This window comes from Streptomyces sp. NPDC058000, from assembly GCF_042886435.1.
Taxonomy (GTDB): Bacteria; Actinomycetota; Actinomycetes; order Streptomycetales; family Streptomycetaceae; genus Streptomyces.
On record NZ_JBHVQS010000076.1, the window covers coordinates 19,550 to 34,993 of the forward strand.

At 70.8% G+C, this 15,444-nt stretch carries 13 protein-coding genes and 1 pseudogene; 8 read left to right on the forward strand and 6 right to left on the reverse strand.

Annotated features, from left to right (window positions below; all coding sequences use genetic code 11):
• Positions 1-50: 50 nt before the first annotated feature.
• The 5 genes from ACFVT2_RS38845 to ACFVT2_RS38865 all read left to right on the forward strand — a co-directional run bounded on the left by ACFVT2_RS38845 (position 51) and on the right by ACFVT2_RS38865 (position 5,070).
• Complete coding sequence (locus ACFVT2_RS38845; protein WP_390026008.1) at positions 51-311, forward strand: hypothetical protein; 261 nt, start codon at positions 51-53, stop codon at positions 309-311.
• A gap of 26 nt (positions 312-337) precedes the next feature.
• Positions 338-547 (forward strand): hypothetical protein, encoded by a 210-nt coding sequence (locus tag ACFVT2_RS38850; RefSeq protein WP_390026009.1) that lies wholly within the window; start codon positions 338-340, stop codon positions 545-547.
• 205 nt (positions 548-752) lie between these two features.
• A complete protein-coding gene (gene tatA / locus ACFVT2_RS38855) occupies positions 753-1,052 on the forward strand; it encodes a Sec-independent protein translocase subunit TatA (protein ID WP_390026011.1) in 300 nt (99 codons plus the stop codon).
• A 63-nt stretch (positions 1,053-1,115) separates the two neighbouring features.
• A complete protein-coding gene (tatC, locus tag ACFVT2_RS38860; RefSeq protein ID WP_390026013.1) occupies positions 1,116-2,072 on the forward strand; it encodes a twin-arginine translocase subunit TatC in 957 nt (318 codons plus the stop codon).
• A 181-nt stretch (positions 2,073-2,253) separates the two neighbouring features.
• Complete coding sequence (locus tag ACFVT2_RS38865; protein WP_390026015.1) at positions 2,254-5,070, forward strand: DEAD/DEAH box helicase; 2,817 nt, start codon at positions 2,254-2,256, stop codon at positions 5,068-5,070.
• A 77-nt stretch (positions 5,071-5,147) separates the two neighbouring features.
• Here the strand turns inward: ACFVT2_RS38865 and ACFVT2_RS38870 are convergent, their stop codons facing one another.
• From ACFVT2_RS38870 to ACFVT2_RS38885, 4 genes and pseudogenes are all read right to left on the reverse strand, one after another.
• Positions 5,148-6,272: an LLM class flavin-dependent oxidoreductase gene (locus ACFVT2_RS38870; RefSeq protein ID WP_390026017.1), complete on the reverse strand. Its 1,125-nt coding sequence runs from the start codon at positions 6,270-6,272 to the stop codon at positions 5,148-5,150.
• A gap of 305 nt (positions 6,273-6,577) precedes the next feature.
• Positions 6,578-6,931 (reverse strand): annotated as a pseudogene (locus ACFVT2_RS38875) (ADP-ribosylglycohydrolase family protein); the annotation flags it as partial.
• 66 nt (positions 6,932-6,997) lie between these two features.
• Positions 6,998-7,486, reverse strand: coding sequence for an ABA4-like family protein (locus tag ACFVT2_RS38880; protein ID WP_390026019.1), 489 nt, complete (start codon positions 7,484-7,486; stop codon positions 6,998-7,000).
• A complete protein-coding gene (locus ACFVT2_RS38885; protein WP_390026029.1) occupies positions 7,483-8,403 on the reverse strand; it encodes a hypothetical protein in 921 nt (306 codons plus the stop codon). Before ACFVT2_RS38885 ends, ACFVT2_RS38880 begins: the two co-directional genes overlap by 4 nt.
• Before the next feature lie 264 nt (positions 8,404-8,667).
• Between ACFVT2_RS38885 and ACFVT2_RS38890 the strand changes: the two genes are divergently transcribed.
• Positions 8,668-9,357, forward strand: coding sequence for a MerR family transcriptional regulator (locus tag ACFVT2_RS38890; protein WP_390026021.1), 690 nt, complete (start codon positions 8,668-8,670; stop codon positions 9,355-9,357).
• A gap of 82 nt (positions 9,358-9,439) precedes the next feature.
• Here the strand turns inward: ACFVT2_RS38890 and ACFVT2_RS38895 are convergent, their stop codons facing one another.
• Together ACFVT2_RS38895 and ACFVT2_RS38900 are read right to left on the reverse strand one after the other, a co-directional pair.
• Positions 9,440-10,291, reverse strand: coding sequence for a siderophore-interacting protein (locus ACFVT2_RS38895; protein ID WP_390026023.1), 852 nt, complete (start codon positions 10,289-10,291; stop codon positions 9,440-9,442).
• Between the two features lie 80 nt (positions 10,292-10,371).
• Positions 10,372-11,286: a 5'-3' exonuclease H3TH domain-containing protein gene (locus ACFVT2_RS38900; RefSeq protein ID WP_390026030.1), complete on the reverse strand. Its 915-nt coding sequence runs from the start codon at positions 11,284-11,286 to the stop codon at positions 10,372-10,374.
• 227 nt (positions 11,287-11,513) lie between these two features.
• Here ACFVT2_RS38900 and ACFVT2_RS38905 point away from each other — a divergent pair, with 227 nt between their 5' ends.
• Together ACFVT2_RS38905 and ACFVT2_RS38910 are read left to right on the forward strand one after the other, a co-directional pair.
• Positions 11,514-12,773, forward strand: coding sequence for a glycine betaine/L-proline ABC transporter ATP-binding protein (locus ACFVT2_RS38905; protein WP_390026025.1), 1,260 nt, complete (start codon positions 11,514-11,516; stop codon positions 12,771-12,773).
• Positions 12,766-15,366 (forward strand): ABC transporter permease/substrate binding protein, encoded by a 2,601-nt coding sequence (locus tag ACFVT2_RS38910; protein WP_390026027.1) that lies wholly within the window; start codon positions 12,766-12,768, stop codon positions 15,364-15,366. The genes ACFVT2_RS38905 and ACFVT2_RS38910 overlap by 8 nt, the downstream gene beginning before the upstream one ends.
• Positions 15,367-15,444: the final 78 nt, after the last annotated feature.

Here is a 15,444-nt window from a genome sequence, read left to right on the forward strand (position 1 = left end):
CCCAGGAGGCGGGCCGGCGCACCGATGTCCGTAGGAGGAGGCAGCGAAGGATGACGACCACGATGGTGACGACCACTCTGGCGGGCATGACCGCTCCGGTGCTCTTCAAGGCGGCCTGCCCGGAGTGCCGGGGGCGTTTCGAACTGGCCTCGGACGCCTTCCGGCTGGCGATCGGCGCCAGCCGCCGCACCACCTTCTACTCCTTCACCTGCCCCGACTGCGGCCGCGCGGTGCGCAGGCCGGCCGGGGAGCGGATCGTTGAGCTGCTCACCGGCGGCGGGGTGCGCACGCTGCGGCTGCACACCGGCTGACCGGGGCGAACGGATAGGCTCGCCGCATGCTCTGGCCCATGATCGCTATCGCCCTCGGGTTCCTGGGGATCGCCGTCCTCGGCGTCCTCGCCGTCCGCGTCTTCGCGGAGGTGCGGCGGCTCGCCCGGGAGGTCGGTACGGCGACCGAGCGGATCCAGCGGGCCACCGAGGACCTGGAGCGGGCCGCGGTGCCGCTCGCCTCGCGGATGCACGACCTGGGACGCGACCGGACGTGAGGGCGGCGCCCTGCTGTCCGGGACGTCCGGAAGGTAGGCTGCTTTGCGGTTCCGACCGTGCGGTGGTGCAAGCAATCCGGAGTATGCACGGGGATTGCCGGACGTTCACCGCGGACCGTTACGATCGAGGCACCATCCGGACGCCAGTCCGACCCCATCGGCAGGCACCACAGGAGACGCCGCCCCGGCGAGAAGGTAGTCGCACATGCTAGCCAACCTGAGGCTCCCCGAGATTCTGCTGATCGTCGCCGTGGTCTTTCTGCTGTTCGGCGCGAAGAAGCTGCCGGACATGGCGCGTTCGCTCGGCAAGTCGGCCCGCATCCTCAAGAGCGAGGCCAAGGCGATGAAGAAGGAGAGCGAGGCGGAGCGGACGGCTGACAGCGGCGCCGCGTCGCAGGCTCCGGCCGACGCCGCCCAGCAGGCGCCTCGTACGATTCAGGCTGCGCCCGGTGACGTGGCCAGCTCGCGCCCCGTGGCCGAGCCGAACCGCGCCAACCAGAGCTGACCGAGCCGATCCCGGCCGTGCCGACGCCGTCGGTGCGGCTGACGTACGAGACGAGGAAGTGGGTTGCCCAAGTCTGCCCGCAATCAGCAGAAGGACCCCGAGGGGCGGATGCCCCTTGCGGCACATCTGCGTGAGCTGCGCAACCGGCTGCTGAAATCGGTGCTGGCGATCCTCGTGGTCACCATCATCGCCATGTGGCAGTACAAGGCGATCGCCCACTTCATCACCGGGCCGGTCATCGACGCGGTCGGCTGCCCCAAGGGCGTGTTGCCGACCGGTGGGAAGTCGCACCCGTGTGCGGAGATCACCGCCAACGGTCTGCTGGCACCGTTCACGATCATGCTCAAGCTGTCGCTGACGACGGGTCTGGTCGCCGCCAGCCCGCTGTGGCTCTACCAGCTCTGGGCGTTCCTCGCGCCCGGTCTGCACAAGCACGAGAAGAAGTACGCGCTGAGCTTCGTGGGCGCCGGCGTACCGCTCTTCCTCGGCGGCGCCTACCTCGCCTACGCGGTGCTGCCGACCACCGCGGGCGCGCTGGTCGGACTGACGCCCAGCGACTGGGCCAACCTCTTCCCCGCCGACGACTTCCTCGACATCGTCACGCGCATGGTGATGGTCTTCGGCTTCTCCTTCGAGCTGCCGCTGCTGCTGGTGCTGCTGAACTTCGGTGGTGTGCTCACCGGCAAGCGGGTGCTGAGCTGGTGGCGGTTCATGGTGCTGGGCATCACGATCTTCTCGGCGGTGGCCACCCCGACCGGTGACCCGCTGACCATGTCGCTGCTGGCCGCGCCGATCGTGCTGCTGTACTTCGGCGCCGTCGCCATCTGCCTCTTCAACGACCGCCGCCGGCGGCGGTCCAACCCCGACGGGGACCTGGACGACGACGAGGCGTCCGAACTCGACCTGACCCCGTCCGAGGTCGGCGCGATCGAGCCGGTCGCGCCCAGCCGGATGCTGCCGGAGCAGACCGGCGGGGACGGTGCCGACACCGGCCGGCGCGGTTACGACGACGTGACGTGAGGTGACCGGTGGTCGCGGTAGGTCACACGAAGTGACCTACCGTGGACCGGATTTCGCGGCCCCCGAGCTCTCCGAGCCGGGGGCCGCGGGCGTACCCGGGGCCGGCGGCGGGCGGTCCGGGTAAAGGGCCGCCATAAAGATCCGGTCGTTGTCAGAGGTGGCCGGTAGTCTCGTAAGCACGATGACCGAGGACATGTCCCCTGCTGAGCGCTATGCCGCCGCCAAAATCCGCGCGGTCGAGCAGGCCACCGCACTCGCGCCGTTCCGGGAGCTCTACGACTTCGATCTGGATCCGTACCAGGTCGAGGCGTGCCAGGCCCTGGAGGCCGGAAAGGGTGTGCTGGTCGCCGCTCCCACCGGATCCGGCAAGACGATCGTCGGCGAATTCGCCGTCCACCTGGCCCTGGAACAGGGCCGCAAATGCTTCTACACCACGCCCATCAAGGCGTTGTCCAACCAGAAGTTCCAGGACCTGGTCAAACGCTACGGCCCCGAGAAGGTCGGTCTGCTGACCGGCGACAACAGCGTCAACGGCGAAGCCCCGGTGATCGTGATGACCACCGAGGTGCTGCGGAACATGCTCTACGCCGGCTCGCAGTCACTGACCGGCCTGGGCTACGTGGTCATGGACGAGGTGCACTACCTCTCCGACCGGTTCCGCGGCGCCGTCTGGGAAGAGGTGATCATCCACCTGCCGGATTCGGTGACGCTGGTGTCCCTGTCGGCGACGGTGTCCAACGCCGAGGAGTTCGGCGACTGGCTGGACACGGTCCGCGGCCACACCGAGGTGATCGTCTCCGAGCACCGCCCGGTGCCGCTGTGGCAGCACGTCCTGGCGGGCCGCCGGATCTACGACCTCTTCGAGGAACGGAGCGGTGGTGCCGGCGGCCGCCGGGAGGTCAACCCCGACCTGGAGCGGCTGGCACGGATGGAGAACAGCCGGCCGACGTTCGGCCGGGACAAGCGGCGCGGCCGCAACCTGCGCGAGGCCGACCGGGAGCGGGAGCGGCGGCAGCGCGCCCGGATCTGGACGCCGAGCCGGCCCGAGGTGATCGAGCGGCTGGACAACGAGGGGCTGCTGCCGGCGATCACCTTCATCTTCAGCCGCGCCGGCTGCGAGGCGGCCGTCCAGCAGTGCCTGCACTCCGGCCTGCGGCTCAACGACGCGGAGGGCCGGGAGAAGGTCCGTCGGATAGTCGAGGCCCGGACGGCCGGCATCCCGGACGACGACCTGCACGTGCTCGGCTACTTCGAGTGGTTGGAGGGCCTGGAGCGGGGCATCGCGGCGCACCACGCCGGGATGCTGCCCACGTTCAAGGAGGTCGTCGAGGAACTGTTCGTCAAGGGCCTGGTCAAGGCCGTCTTCGCGACCGAGACGCTGGCGCTGGGCATCAACATGCCGGCGCGGTCGGTGGTGCTGGAGAAGCTCGTCAAGTGGAACGGCGAACAGCACGCCGACATCACCCCCGGCGAGTACACCCAGCTGACCGGCCGGGCCGGACGGCGCGGGATCGACGTCGAGGGCCATGCGGTGGTGCTGTGGCAGCGCGGGATGAATCCGGCCGCGCTGGCCGGCCTCGCCGGGACCCGGACGTACCCGCTGCGGTCCTCCTTCAAGCCGTCGTACAACATGGCCGTCAATCTCGTCTCGCAGTTCGGGCGGCACCGTTCGCGGGAGCTGCTGGAGATGTCCTTCGCGCAGTTCCAGGCCGACAAGTCGGTGGTCGGGATCACCCGCCAGGTGCAGCGCAACGAGGAGGGCCTGGCCGGCTACCGCGAGGCGATGGTCTGTCACCTCGGCGACTTCGAGGAATACTCCAGGCTGCGGCGGGAGTTGAAGGACCGTGAGACCGATCTCGCCAAGGAGGGAGCGGTCCAGCGGCGGGCCGAGGCCGCGGCGGCGTTGGAGAAGCTCCGGCCGGGCGATGTCATCCACGTGCCGACGGGCAAGTACGCCGGACTGGCGCTGGTGCTGGACCCGGGCATGCCCTCCGGGCGGACCAACGGCCACCGCGGCCTGGACGCCCAGGACGGCCCCCGGCCGCTGGTGTTGACCGCCGAGCGGCAGGTCAAGCGGCTCGCATCGATCGACTTCCCGGTGCCGGTGACGGCCCTGGACCGGATGCGGATCCCGCGCACCTTCAACGCCCGCAGTCCGCAGTCGCGCCGCGATCTGGCGTCCGCGCTGCGCACCAAGGCCGGCCACCTGGAGCCTTCGCGGCACCGTAAGCCTCGTTCCGAGGCGGCCGACGACCGTGAGATCGCCCGGCTGCGCAAGGACATCCGCGCCCATCCCTGCCACGGTTGCGACGAGCGGGAGGACCACGCCCGCTGGGCGGAGCGCTACCACCGGCTGCGGCGGGACACCGGCCAGCTGGAGCGCCGGATCGAGGGGCGGACGAACACCATCGCCCGGACCTTCGACCGGATCTGCGCGCTGCTGACCGAGCTGGACTACCTTGAAGGCGACACCGTCACCGACGAGGGCCGTCGGCTGGCCCGGCTCTACGGCGAACTGGACCTGCTGGCCAGCGAATGCCTGCGGGAGGGTGTCTGGGAGGACCTCACCCCCGCGGAGCTGGCGGCCTGCGCCTCGGCGCTGGTCTACGAGGCGCGGCAGGCGGACGACGCGGTGGCGCCCAAGCTGCCGGCCGGCAAGGCGCGGGACGCGTTGGCGGAGATGGTGCACATCTGGGGCCGGCTGGACGCCCTGGAGGAGGAGCACAAGATCAGCCAGGCCGAGGGCGTGGGCCAGCGCGAGCCCGATCTGGGCTTCGCCTGGGCGGCGTACCGCTGGGCCTCCGGCTTCGGTCTCGACGAGGTGCTGGGCGAGGCGGACATGCCGGCCGGCGACTTCGTCCGCTGGTGCAAGCAACTGGTGGACGTCCTCGGGCAGATCGCGGCGGCGGCCCCGGCCGAGAGCACGGTGGCGCGGTCCGCGCGCAAGGCGATGGACGGGGTGCTGCGCGGGGTCGTGGCGTACTCGTCGGTCGGCTGACGGGCTGACGGGCCGCGCCGTCGTGGCGGGATGTTCCGCGACGACGGCGCGGCCCGGCGGGTGCCGTACGGGCAGGGTCAGGACGCCGTGCGCTCCGCCGTCCGTTCGGCGTCGCGTTCGGCGTCGCGCTTGGCGACCTCCTCGCGGACGAGCGGGATGACGTGCCGGCCGAAGTCGATGGCGTCGTCGAGCAGGTCGTAGCCGCGTGCGGAGAGGATGGTCACGCCCAGGTCGTAGTAGTCCAGGAGGGCCTGGGCGACGGTCTCCGGCGTGCCGACCAGGGCGGTGGAGTTGCCGGCGCCGCCGGTCTCCGCGGCGGTCGGGGTCCACAGCGCCCGGTCGTGCCGTTCGCCCTGCGCGGCGACTGCCAACAGCCGCTGCGAGCCCGCGTTCTGAGGGTTCGTCAGGGGGTGCCGGCGGCTGAGCGCCCCGCCCGCCTTACGGGCCCTGATGCGGGCCAGGGTGCGGTGTGCCTTCTCCCAGGCCAGCTCCTCGGTGGGGGCGATGATCGGCCGGAAGGCCACCTGGATCCTGGGTGCGTCGGCGCGGCCGGCCGCCGCGGCGGCCGCCTTGACCGAGGCGATCTGCTCGGCGGTCTGCGCCAGCGGCTCGCCCCACAGGCAGTAGATGTCCGCCTCGGCGCCGCCCGCCGCGTACGCCGCGGGCGACGAGCCGCCGAACGACACCTGCGGATGCGGCTGTTGGACGGGGAAGGTGTCGGAGACGAAGTCCTGGAAGCTGTAGTGCGTGCCCTCGTGGTCGAAGGCTTCGTGGCTCGTCCAGATCTTCTTGACGATCTGGATGTACTCGCGGGTGCGGGCGTAGCGCTCGTCCTTGGTGAGGGTGTCGCCCTCGCGGCGCTGTTCGTGGTCGCTGCCGCCGGTGATGAAGTGCACCGCGAGTCGGCCGTCGCTGATCCGGTCCAGTGTGGCGAAGGTCTTCGCGGCGAACGTCGGGTAGGAAACGTTGGGGCGGTGCGCCACCAGGAGCTGGAGCCGCTCGGTGCGGGCCGCTATGTAGGCGGCGGCCGGGGAGGGGTCGGGGGAGCCGGAGCCGTAGGCGAACAGGACCCGGTCCCAGTCGTAGTCCTCGTGGGCGCGGGCGAGTTTGAGGGTGTACTCCTTGTCGAAGGAGACACCGGAGCGCGGGGTGACTTCGGAGCCGTCGTTGGTGGCGGCGATGCCGAGGAACTCGACAGGCATGGGTGCGGCCTCGTCTTCTCGTCGATCATGCGTGGGTGGGCATGCGAGGGCATGCGCAGTGCGCGGGAATTCCGGCAGGGCGGCATGCGGGTGCGCGCGGGGCGGGGCGCCCGACGCGGCACCGGGACGTCAGAGGCAACAGGAGGCGGACCACACGCGACCGAAGTCGATGTGGTCCCGGGTGACCAGCCGTTGCTGAGGTCGCATGAGGTCAGTGGAACAGGCAGATGTATGCGCCGTCAACCATTGCTTGGGGAAGTAAGTGCCCCGGTGTGCCGCGCACTTCTTGGCGCTCAGATGACTGGCCGTGCCAACTCACTTGCCATCGCGGCTAGTTCGGGAGTACTGGCCGCCGGGTCGCCGTGGGTGAGTGCCGCCAGTCGGCGGGCGGCGTCCATCGTCGCGGTACGGCCCCGCCCGGCGAAGTACACCGCGGAGGGCGCCGCCCGCATCAGCGAACCGTTTCCCGCCGCCCGGCCGTTGACCTCGAAGTGCGTGGCGGCCGCCCGGTCCCAGGGCAGTCCGCTGCCGAGTACGACCTCGGTCTGCAATCCGATGTCCTTCGGCTCGGCGGCGGCCCAGCGCTGGAAGCGGCGGAAGACGTCGGGCAGGTCGAGGCCGCCGCGGGCGAGCAGGGACCGGGCGATGAGCACCGCCATCTGTACAGGTGAACGAGACGGTGCGGTAACGCCGTTACAGGTGAACGAGGCGGCAGGGTAACGCCGTTACGGGCGGGGGGTGGCGGTGCCGGGTCCGGCGGTGGGTGTCCGTTCTGCCGGCCCACTGCGCCGGGACCGTAGGCGGACCGTGCTGCGCAGGCACAGGAAGAGCAGGACGCCGACGGGGGAGAGCAGGATGGTCAGGACCAGGAGCGGGCCCATCACCAGGGGGTGGATGCCCAGGCTGCGGGCCTCGCGGTACATCCACTGGCCGAGGAAGAGGTCCCAGGCGATCAGCTGCGCCCAGATCGCCCCGGCGCCGCCGCCGAGCGCCAGCAGCTTCTGGAAGCCGACCAGGTCGGGGTGGCTCACCGCGGCCCACAGCTGCGGGAACACCGGTATCGCCAGGGCGAGGTAGACCCCGATGACCGGCACCATCGGCAGCGGCGAGGCGGCGATCCGATCGGTCCAGCGCCGGCCGGGCGCGAGGATCAGCAGGGCCCAGAACGGGGCCGCGAGGGCGAACGCGAGACTGAAGAGGGTGCGGTCGGTCATCCGGTCAACTCCGTGGTGCGGGTGGGCTGGTGGACGTCGGCGTCGGCGCCGGGGGTGCGGGGGGTGCGGAGCGCCGCGTAGCCGCCGGCGGCGGTGGCGGTCACGAGGGCGGCCAGCGCGATGAGGGTGGCGGGGTCGGGGTGGAGCAGGGCCTGGCCGCGCAGCGCCTGCCAGGTGACCAGGGCGAGCAGTCCGGCGAGGAAGCCGGCCGCGGTGACGACCAGGCGCAGCCGCACCCGCTCGTCGCGCAGCCGGGCGCGGCGGCGGGCCAGCGCCTCGATCCCGTAGAGGAAGAGCGGGAGGGCCTGGAGGGCGTGCATGCCGACGAAGTGCGGGATGCGCAGGTCGCCGCCGGTGGCGTTCCAGCCGGTGAGCGGCATGGCGGGGCCGCCGTCGGGGATGCCGACGCTGTGTGCGCCGATGGCGGTGGCCAGATCGCCCGCGGCCTGTTGGGCCGGGGTGGCCCTCAGCATCAGTCCGCCGAGTGCGACACCCACCAACGCGATCAGTACGGCCAGCCGGATCGCCCAGGTCGCGGCTCGGTCGCCCAGCCGGGCCCGGAAGAGCAGGATCGCGAAGACGAGGGTGGCCGTCCAGAGGACGGCGGCGCTGATTCCCATCACCGCGAACAGGACGTGGTCCAGCGGGGTTTCGACGTTGAAGTGGCTGGGTCGATCGCGCAGGGTCTGGCCGACGATGATCGCCATCTCGATGAGTCCGGCGACCACGAAGATGTGGGCGGCCCATTCGCCGGCCCGGCTGCGGGCGGTTCGCCGGGACAGCATCCAGGTGAGCGCCAGCCCGTAGGCGGCGAAGGAGACGAAGAACTTGAACGGTTTGAACCAGATCGGCGCGCCGACCAACACCCGGTCGTCGACGATCATCCCGACCGCCGAGACCACGGCTAAGCCGGCCATCGCCCACGAGAAACCGAGCAGCGAACGGTATCTGGACATGCGACCGGGCGCGTGACCGGACATGTGACTGGACATGCGAAAGAAGCCCCCTCAACGGATAGTGGAACTATGGATAGCAGCGCTTACCGCTATCTGATAGCGCGACTATCTATGATGGGGAGCCGATTGGCAAGGTTGATGGGCGGTGCCGGGTGAGGGCGGGGCGCCCGGAAGGTCCGGAAGGCGCGGATTCCCGACGTGGATCCGCGGAGGAGAGGGCGTTGGATGCGCATCGGTGAGCTGAGCCGCGAGACGGGCGTGGCGGTCCCGACGATCAAGTTCTATGTCCGTGAGGGACTGCTGCCCGCGGGCCGGCTCACCAGCCCCAACCAGGCCAGCTACGACGAGGGTCATGTCCGCCGGCTACGGCTGATCCGCGGGCTGATCGACGTCGGCGGGCTCTCGGTCGCGACGGTCCGCGAGGTGCTGTCCGCCGTGGACGCCCCGGGGGGATCGGTGCACAAGGTGCTCGGCGCGGCGCACGACGCGATCACCCCGGTGCCGGCCGTTCGTCCGGAGGGGTTGTCGGATGCCCGCCGCACGGTCGCGGAGCTGATCCGTCGGCGCGGCTGGCGGGCCGAGGAGGACCACCCGGCCGCCGAGGCGATGGCGGTCGCGCTGGCCGCGTTCCAGGACCTCGGGCAGGGGGCGTTCCTGGAGGTGCTCGACGACTACGCCGAGGCGTGCGAGCGGATCGCCGACGCCGACCTGGCGTACGTGGGGCGCCACGTGGACGTGGAGGCGCTGGTGGAGAGCGTGGTGGTGGGGACCGTCCTGGGGGACGCGGTGCTCACCGCGCTGCGGCGGCTGGCGCACGTCGACCGCTCGGCGCGGCGGTACGAGCATGGGGGGGAAGGGGAGTGGGCGGCGCCGGGCGCGTCGGGGGATGGCGGGGAAGACAGGCAGGGCAGGTAAAGCGGGCAAGACGGGCAAGGCGCGGAGAAGGGCGGCGCGGACCTGTTCTGAGTCGCGCCGCCCTTGGGGTGGCGGTGGTGGGTCAGGCGGCGGCCGCGGGCTCCTGCTCGGCCTCCACCTGCTGGTTCCAGGCGCGCTTGCCGGCCTGCCAGCCGTCCTCGTCGTGGCCGGTGCGCCAGTAGCCGGAGATCGACAGCGCCTCGCGCGGCAGGGCGTGCTCGACGCGGAGCAGGCGGCGCAGCTCCTTCACGCAGCCCGCCTCGCCGTGCACGAACGCCTGGACCCGCCCCGGGGGGAACTCCAACGCCCGTACCGCGGCGACCAGTTCGCGGCCGACCGGGGCGCTGCCGCGATACAGCCAGGTGACCTTCGCGCCGGGCGGGGCGGTCAGTTCCTGGCTCTCCTCCGGGTCGGCGACCTCGATGAAGGCGTGCACCGCGGCGTCCGCCGGCATCCGGGCCAGCGCGGCGGCGATGGCCGGCAGGGCACTCTCGTCACCGGCCAGCAGGTGCCAGTCGGCCGTCGGGTCCGGGGTGTAGGCGCCACCCGGGCCGAGGAAGGTGATCTCGTCGCCCGGCTGGGCGGCGGCCGCCCACGGCCCGGCCAGCCCGGTGTCGCCGTGGACGACGAAGTCCACGGTCAGCTCGCGCGCCTCCGGGTCCCAGGCGCGCACGGTGTATGTGCGCGTCCGGGGCCACTGGTCGCGTGGCAGCTCGGCCCGGATGCGGCCCATGTCGAACGGCTCGGGGTAGGTGACGTGCGGCAGCGGGAAGACCAGTTTGACGTAGTGGTCGGCGTGCTCGCCCGCGTCGAACGCCGCCAGTCCCTCGCCGCCCAGGACGATGCGCACCATGTGCGGGCTGAGCCGCTCGGTGCGCCGCACCCGGGCGCGGTGCAGTGTCGGTGTGCTGCGGGCCGGTCGCTCTGCTGCCACGGCTTTTCTCCCCTGAGGCGGTCGAGGGCGGGCGCGCCTGCGGGCGAACGCCGCCAGTTAGGCATACCTAACCTAACAGGTCACCGTCGGAGCGTGACCAGCAACCGCCGCAATGCGCCACCCAGGCCCCACTGGGCGGCCAGCGCCTCCAGTCGCTCCGGGTCGGCCGGTTCGTCCGGCAGGGCGTGGTCGATCTCCGGGATCGGGACGTCGGTCGCCACCTGGACCACCTTCGGGGCGACCGCCAGATAGGGGCGCGCCTCGGTGAGCCGCTTGCGCTGCACCGGGGTGATCTTGGACGCCGGGTCCTCGGCGGCGGCGAGGATCCCGGCCAGGTCGCCGTAGGCGTCCAACAGCTTCGCGGCGGTCTTCTCGCCGACGCCCGGGACGCCCGGCAGGCCGTCGCTGGGGTCGCCGCGCAGCAGGGCCAGATCCGCGTAACCGGGGCCGTCCACGCCGTACTTCTCGCGCAGCAGCGCCCCGTCGGTGATCTGGAGGGTGCCGACGCCCTTGAGGGGGTACAGGACGCGGATGCCGCGGGCGTCGTCGACGAGCTGGAAGAGGTCGCGGTCGCCGGTGACGATGTCGACCGGGCCCTTCGCCCGCGCGGTCAGGGTGCCGATGACGTCGTCGGCCTCGTAGCCCGCGGCGCCGATCCGGGCGATGCCCAGCGCGTCGAGCACCTCCTCGATCACCGGAACCTGCGGGGAGAGGGTGTCCGGGATCTCCTCCTCGTCAGGGGCGGCCGACCCCGCGGGGGCTTCCTCGGCGACTCGGTGTGCCTTGTAGGAGGGGATCAGGTCGACCCGCCACTGGGGGCGCCAGTCGAAGTCCATACAGGCGACCAGGTCGTCGGGGTGGTGGTCCTGGACGAGCCGGGCGATGAAGTCCAACAGTCCGCGCACCGCGTTCACCGGGGTGCCGTCCGGGGCTTTGACTGATTCCGGTACCCCGAAATAGGCGCGGAAGTAGAGGGAGGCGGTGTCGAGGAGCATCAGGCGTCGAGTCACACCCCGCATGATGCCGTATGCCCCAATCGCGACTCCGTTGTGAGCTGAATCACCGATGTGTTTGCGCCCCATAAAGCCGGGCAGGCGCGCAGCCGGAGCGGACCCGGTTGCGATTTCAACATGTCATCGGTGAAGACGAGCGGAACTCGTCCCGCACCACGACCTGCCTACGGGGGTGGCAGGTCGTTTCTCGTGCGACAAGAGAGGCATATGTGTCCAGGCTGCAAGCCGAGCACCTGTACAAGGTGTTCGGCAGACGACCCGAGGACGCGGTCCGCAAACTCCAGGCCGGCGCCGGCCGGGACGAATTGCGGGCCGAAGGCACCACCGCCGCGGTGATCGACGCCTCCATCGAGGTGGGCGAGGGCCAGATCTTCGTCGTCATGGGTCTGTCCGGATCCGGCAAGTCCACGCTGCTGCGCATGCTGAACGGACTGTTGGAGCCGACCGCGGGCACCGTCCGCTTCGACGGCCAGGACCTGACCTCGCTCAGCGACAAGGAGCTGCGCGCCGTCCGCTCCCGGAAGATCTCCATGGTCTTCCAGCACTTCGCGCTCTTCCCGCACCGCAGCGTGCTGGAGAACGCCGCCTACGGCCTGGAGGTCCAGGGCGTGGCGCGCGCCGAGCGGGAGCGGCGCGCGACCGAGGCGCTGGAGCTCGCCGGGCTCAAGGGCTGGGAGAAGTCCTGGCCGGACGAGCTCTCCGGCGGTATGCAGCAGCGGGTCGGCCTGGCCCGCGCGCTGGCGACCGACGCCGATCTGCTGCTGATGGACGAGTCCTTCAGCGCGCTCGACCCGCTGATCCGCCGGGATATGCAGGACCAGCTGCTGGAGCTCCAGAAGACGCTGAAGAAGACCATCGTCTTCATCACCCACGACCTCAACGAGGCGATGCGGCTCGGCGACCGGATCGCGGTGATGCGCGACGGCCGGATCGTCCAGACCGGCACCGCCGAGGACATCCTCGTCCGGCCCGCCAACGACTACGTCGCCTCCTTCATCCAGGACGTGGACCGCAGCCGGGTGCTGACCGCCGGTGCGGTCATGACGGACGTCGACAGCGTCCTCGGCACGACCACCCAGGACGGGACCGAACTCACCACCGCCGCCGACTTCCGGGCCGCCGCGCCCGCCACCGTCGGCCCGGACACCCCGCTCGCCGACCTGTTCGCCGCTTGTTCGGCCAGCGACGTGCCGGTCGCGGTCACCGACGAGCACGGCCAACTGGCCGGCGCGGTCACCGGGGACCGACTGCTCGCCGTCCTGGGCGAGCCGGGCCGGCCGGTCGCACCGGCCGCACCGGCCGCACCGGCCGCACCGGCCGCACCGGCCGCACCAGCCGCACCGGCCGCGGCGCTGCCCGGTGCGCGCACCGGCTCCGCCGGAGCGGCTGACGCCGCGCCCGCCGGCGGGCCGGCCGCCGGGTCGGGATCCTCCGACGAGACCGACGGGACGGTGGCCGCCGATGCCTAGGATCCAGATAGGCAGCTGGGCCAATGACGCCGTCAACTGGCTGCGGGACAACCTCGACTGGCTGTTCAACCTCATCACCACGATCCTGAACGGCCTGTACAACGCCATCCACACCGTCCTCGCGGCCCCGGAGCCGCTGCTCCTCGCGGGCATCCTGGCGGTGCTCGCCTGGTGGCTGCGCGGCCTGCCGGCCGCGGTGCTGACCTTCCTCGGCTTCGCACTGATCGACTCCATCCAGCAGTGGAGTCCGACCATCGAGTCGCTCTCGCTGGTGCTGGTGGCCTGTCTGATCACCGTGGTGGTCGCGGTGCCGCTGGGCATCTGGGCGGCCCGCAGCCGGGTCGTCGGCGGGATCCTGCGCCCGGTGCTGGACCTGATGCAGACCATGCCGGCGATGGTCTACCTGATCCCCGGCATCCTCTTCTTCGGCCTCGGTGTCGTCCCCGGCATCGTCGCCACCATCGTCTTCTCCATGCCGCCCGCGGTGCGGATGACCGAGCTGGGCATCCGACAGGTCGACGGGGAGCTGGTCGAGGCGGCCGAGGCGTTCGGTACGCACCCGCGGCGCACCCTCCTGCGGGTCCAGCTGCCGCTGGCGCTGCCCACGATCATGGCCGGTATCAACCAGGTCATCATGCTCGCGCTGTCCATGGTCGTGATCGCCGGCATGGTCGGCGGCGGTGGCCTCGGCGCGTCCGTCTACAACGCCATCAGCTCGGTCAACGTGGCCCTGGGCGCGGAGGCCGGCCTCGCCGTGGTCATCCTCGCCATGTACCTGGACCGGATGACCGGCGCGCTCAACCAGCGGGTGTCGCCGCTCGGCCGGCGGGCGCTGGCCAAGGCGCAGGCGGCACTGGGCCGCTGGAAGTTCCTCCAGTGGCGGCCGGCGACCTCGGTGGCCATGGTCGGCGTCGTCGTCCTGGCGCTGCTCGCCGGCGGGATGAGCTTCCTGGGCAAGAGCGGCGACGGCGCGTCCGGCGCCAACGGCAAGCCGATCACCCTCGGCTACGTCAACTGGGACGAGGGCAAGGCCACCACCTACCTCTGGAAGGAAATCCTGGAGGAGCGCGGCTACAAGCCCAAGGTCCAGGCCCTGGAGGCCGGTCCGCTCTTCGCCGGGCAGGCCCGCGGCGACATCGACGTCCAGACCAACGCCTGGCTGCCGACCACCCACGCCGAGTACTGGAACAAGTACAAGGACAAGCTGGAGGACCTCGGCACCTGGTACGACAAGACCTCCCTGGAGATCGCGGTCCCGTCGTACGTGAAGGACGTCAAGACGCTCGACGACCTCAAGGGCAAGAGTGCCGAGTTCGGCGGCAAGATCACCGGCATCGAGCCGGGCGCCGGCGAGATGAAGATCCTCAAGGACAAGGTCCTCAAGGACTACGGTCTCGGCGGCGAGTACCAGGTGCAGGAGTCCAGCACCGCCTCCATGCTGAGCGAGCTGGACCGGGCCATCCACAACAAGAAGCCGATCGCGGTCACCCTGTGGTCCCCGCACTGGGCGTACGACAAGTACCCGCTCACCAAGCTCAAGGACCCCAAGGGCTCCTTCGGCTCCGGTGACGGGCTGCACCTGATCGGCCGCAAGGGCTTCGGCAAGGACATGCCCGAGGTCGCGAAGTGGATGAAGAACTTCCACCTCGACGAGAAGCAGCTCACCAGCCTGGAGAACGACATCAAGTCGGCCGGTGAGGGCCATGAGCAGGACGGCGTCCGCACCTGGCTGAAGAAGAACCCCGGCCTCGTCGAGAAGATCGCCCCGTCCGCGCACGCCACCTACGCCAAGGGCACGGACGCCGGCAAGGCCCCCAACATCGGCTACCCGGCGTGGGACGAGGGCATCGCCACCGCCTACCTGTGGAAGAGCGTCCTGGAGAAGCGCGGCTACCACCCCAACCTGCGCAACCTCGACGTCGGACCGATGTGGACCGGCCTGTCCACCGGCCAGATCGACGTGGAGACCGACGGCTGGCTACCGGTCGCCCAGAAGCAGTACTGGGACAAGTACAAGGACGACCTCACCGACGTCGGCGCCTGGTACGACAAGACCTCCCTGGAGATCGCCGTCCCGTCGTACGTCAAGGACGTCAAGTCCATGGACGACCTGCGGACCCACAAGGACGAGTTCAAGGGCAAGATCATCGGCATCGAACCGGGCACCGGTGAGATGCAGCGCCTGAAGAGCACCGTCCTGCCCGCCTACGGCCTGTCGGACTTCGAGGTCACCTCGGCCGGCACCAGCGCGATGCTCGCCGAACTGGACCGGGCGTACCACAAGCAGGAGCCGATCGCGGTCGTCCTGTGGTCGCCGCACTGGGCGTACAGCAAGTACCAGCTCACCAAGCTCGCCGACCCCAAGGGCACCTGGGGCGCCAACAACCAGATCAAGACGCTCGGCAACAAGAACTTCCCGAAGAAGTTCCCGGAGTTCTCCGGCTGGCTGAAGAACTGGAAGATGGCCCCCGACGAGCTCGGCAGCCTGGAGAAGGACATCCAGGACGCCGGAAAGGGCAACGAGGACAAGGGCGTCGAGAAGTGGATCGACGACCACCCGGGCATCGTGGACAAGATGGCACCGGTGAAGTAGCCCCGGACCACGGGCACATGGCGGCGCGCCCCCCCCCCCGCACCGCCCGGGGGGGGGGGCGCCGGCGGGAGCGGGGGC

Coding starts and splice junctions, on each gene's coding strand:
- ACFVT2_RS38845 (WP_390026008.1), top strand. CDS start 51: ATGACGACCACGATGGTGACGACCACTCTGGCGGGCATGACCGCTCCG.
- ACFVT2_RS38850 (WP_390026009.1), top strand. CDS start 338: ATGCTCTGGCCCATGATCGCTATCGCCCTCGGGTTCCTGGGGATCGCC.
- tatA (WP_390026011.1), top strand. CDS start 753: ATGCTAGCCAACCTGAGGCTCCCCGAGATTCTGCTGATCGTCGCCGTG.
- ACFVT2_RS38865 (WP_390026015.1), top strand. CDS start 2,254: ATGACCGAGGACATGTCCCCTGCTGAGCGCTATGCCGCCGCCAAAATC.
- ACFVT2_RS38870 (WP_390026017.1), bottom strand. CDS start 6,272: ATGCCTGTCGAGTTCCTCGGCATCGCCGCCACCAACGACGGCTCCGAA.
- ACFVT2_RS38880 (WP_390026019.1), bottom strand. CDS start 7,486: ATGACCGACCGCACCCTCTTCAGTCTCGCGTTCGCCCTCGCGGCCCCG.
- ACFVT2_RS38885 (WP_390026029.1), bottom strand. CDS start 8,403: ATGGCCGGCTTAGCCGTGGTCTCGGCGGTCGGGATGATCGTCGACGAC.
- ACFVT2_RS38890 (WP_390026021.1), top strand. CDS start 8,668: ATGCGCATCGGTGAGCTGAGCCGCGAGACGGGCGTGGCGGTCCCGACG.
- ACFVT2_RS38900 (WP_390026030.1), bottom strand. CDS start 11,286: ATGCTCCTCGACACCGCCTCCCTCTACTTCCGCGCCTATTTCGGGGTA.
- ACFVT2_RS38910 (WP_390026027.1), top strand. CDS start 12,766: ATGCCTAGGATCCAGATAGGCAGCTGGGCCAATGACGCCGTCAACTGG.